1 protein-coding gene and 1 riboswitch are annotated in these 2,328 nt (G+C 35.8%); the gene reads left to right on the top strand.

The window, feature by feature from the left end; translation table 11 throughout:
- Positions 1-289 precede the first annotated feature (289 nt).
- Positions 290-387, top strand: a riboswitch (purine riboswitch).
- A gap of 102 nt (positions 388-489) precedes the next feature.
- Positions 490-1,953: an IMP dehydrogenase gene (gene guaB, locus ABZA26_RS12930; RefSeq protein ID WP_372714924.1), complete on the top strand. Its 1,464-nt coding sequence runs from the start codon at positions 490-492 to the stop codon at positions 1,951-1,953.
- The last annotated feature ends 375 nt before the right edge of the window (positions 1,954-2,328 follow it).

Genomic DNA, 2,328 nt, shown 5'->3' with positions numbered 1-2,328 from the left:
GCTCTGGAATTTGTAGATCCTCTTGAAAATGTAGAATATCCGGAACATATTTTTATGGAGATCCTGTCAAAATACCGAAGAATAAACAGGCATATTTTATTTATGCTAAACAACCTCCAGGAAGAGATTGAATTACAGCTGAGGTGATTTTATTGTATTTGATTAGGATCTATAACGGCCTATTAACTCACAATTTATACCTAAAAAAAATACCCTTTAAAAGATAAAGGCTATTTTTCTATTATTGACAACACTTGTATTTTATGGTAAGATCATTCCAATATATTCCAACAAAATTTATTTTTTTTCTCATATAAGCTGCTAATAAGGTGCAGTGTATCTACGATTAACCTAAAATTAATCTCTATGAGTGGAAGCGGTCCAGCCAATTTCAGGCCTGAGTCTATTCTTTCACCGACTTAACAAGGTGGAATGTAGACTTAGGCTCTTTTTATTAAACTTAATTTATCTTAAGGAGGAATTCAGTTCATGTTGAATGGAAAAATTATTAAAGAGGCTATAACTTTTGACGACGTTCTATTAGTACCACAAAAATCTGATATCTTACCAAATGAAGTTTCACTTAAAACAAAAATCACAAAAAATATAGAATTAAATGTACCAATTTTAAGTGCTGCAATGGATACCGTTACAGAAGCAAAATTAGCAATCGCCCTGGCAAGACAAGGGGGATTAGGATTTATCCACAAAAACATGCCCATCGAAGAACAGGCTGCCGAGATAGACAAGGTTAAAAGAAATGAAAGTGGTATGATCACAGACCCTATAACTCTCAACAGAGAATCTACCCTTGCAGATGCAAACGGCATAATGGCTAAATACAGAATCTCAGGACTACCTGTAGTGGAAAGCGACGGAACTCTAGTCGGGATAATCACAAACAGAGACTTAAAATACAGAAAAGACCTAACCGAAAAAGTAGAAGTTATCATGACAAAGGAAAATCTTATAACAGCTTCTGTAGGTACTACCCTTGATGAAGCAAAAGAAATTCTTTTGGAGAACAGAATAGAAAAACTTCCAATAGTAGATAAAAATTCAAAGCTCATGGGGCTTATCACAATAAAAGATATCGATAATATAGAAGAGTATCCTAATGCATGCAAAGACTCTCGTGGAAGACTCAGAGTCGGAGGTGCTGTCGGTGTAGGAGCTGATACTTTAGAAAGAGTGGCTGCACTTGTAAAATCAGGTGTGGATATAATCACTGTAGACTCTGCCCACGGACACTCTAACGGTGTAATAGAAACTGTAAGAAAGATAAGAGCAGCCTTTCCTGAACTTGACATCATCGGAGGAAACATAGTAACTGCCGAAGCTGCTATGGACCTTGCTGATGCAGGTGCAAGTGCTGTAAAGGTAGGGGTAGGACCTGGTTCTATCTGTACTACCAGAGTCGTAGCAGGTGTAGGAGTTCCTCAGATCTCTGCTATAAATGATGTGTATGAAGTTTGTAAAGAAAGAGGCGTAGGAGTTATCGCTGATGGCGGAATAAAGCTTTCCGGAGATATAGTAAAAGCCATTGCTGCCGGTGCTGACTGTGTAATGATCGGAGGACTTTTGGCCGGTACAGAAGAAGCTCCAGGTGAAGAGATCATTTTCGACGGAAGAAAATTCAAGGTATATGTAGGAATGGGTTCTCTTGCTGCAATGAAAAGAGGTTCCAGCGACAGATATTTCCAAAAAGAATCTGAGGCAAAAAAACTGGTTCCTGAAGGTATAGAGGGAAGAGTTGCTTATAAAGGTAAGTTAGAAGACGTAATATTCCAGCTGACAGGGGGACTGAAAGCAGGTATGGGATACTGTGGTACGGCTACTATAGCAGACCTAAAGAAAGACGGTAAATTTGTAAAAATAACAGGTTCTGGATTAATCGAATCACACCCACACGATATCAATATCACAAAAGAAGCTCCAAACTACCACAAGTAAACTTTTTAGCTGCTGAAATATTTCAGCAGCTTTTTTTATTTAAGCTTTTCAAAGCGTTGTTTTTTTCTCTATTCCTTTCTGTTAAATAATAATTTCCTATATTTTTTTAATATATTCTTATATTTCCAGAGACAAGAGCCTCCATTGAAGGATTTTTAACTTTTAGACTGAATATTTATATGCCATTCATTTGTTTTTCAAATTGAAAAAAATTTCTTTAAATATCTATTTTTTAAAAACTTTGACTCTGTTTCTTGACTTTTTTAAAAAAAAATTATATATTAAACATATAAACTTTAGCACTCATCCACACAGAGTGCTAACAAAATTCAAAAGGAGGTTTTCTATGAATGACAAATACACAGAAAAATCAGT

This window comes from Ilyobacter sp. (genome assembly GCF_041583315.1).
In the GTDB taxonomy this organism is placed as follows: Bacteria; Fusobacteriota; Fusobacteriia; order Fusobacteriales; family Fusobacteriaceae; genus Ilyobacter.
Note: the sequence above shows the minus strand (reverse complement) of the source record. Positions and strands in the feature narration are given on the sequence as shown.

What these genes read in the sequence shown, in the direction of transcription:
- guaB (WP_372714924.1), top strand. Translation starts at nt 490, where the DNA reads ATGTTGAATGGAAAAATTATTAAAGAGGCTATAACTTTTGACGACGTT.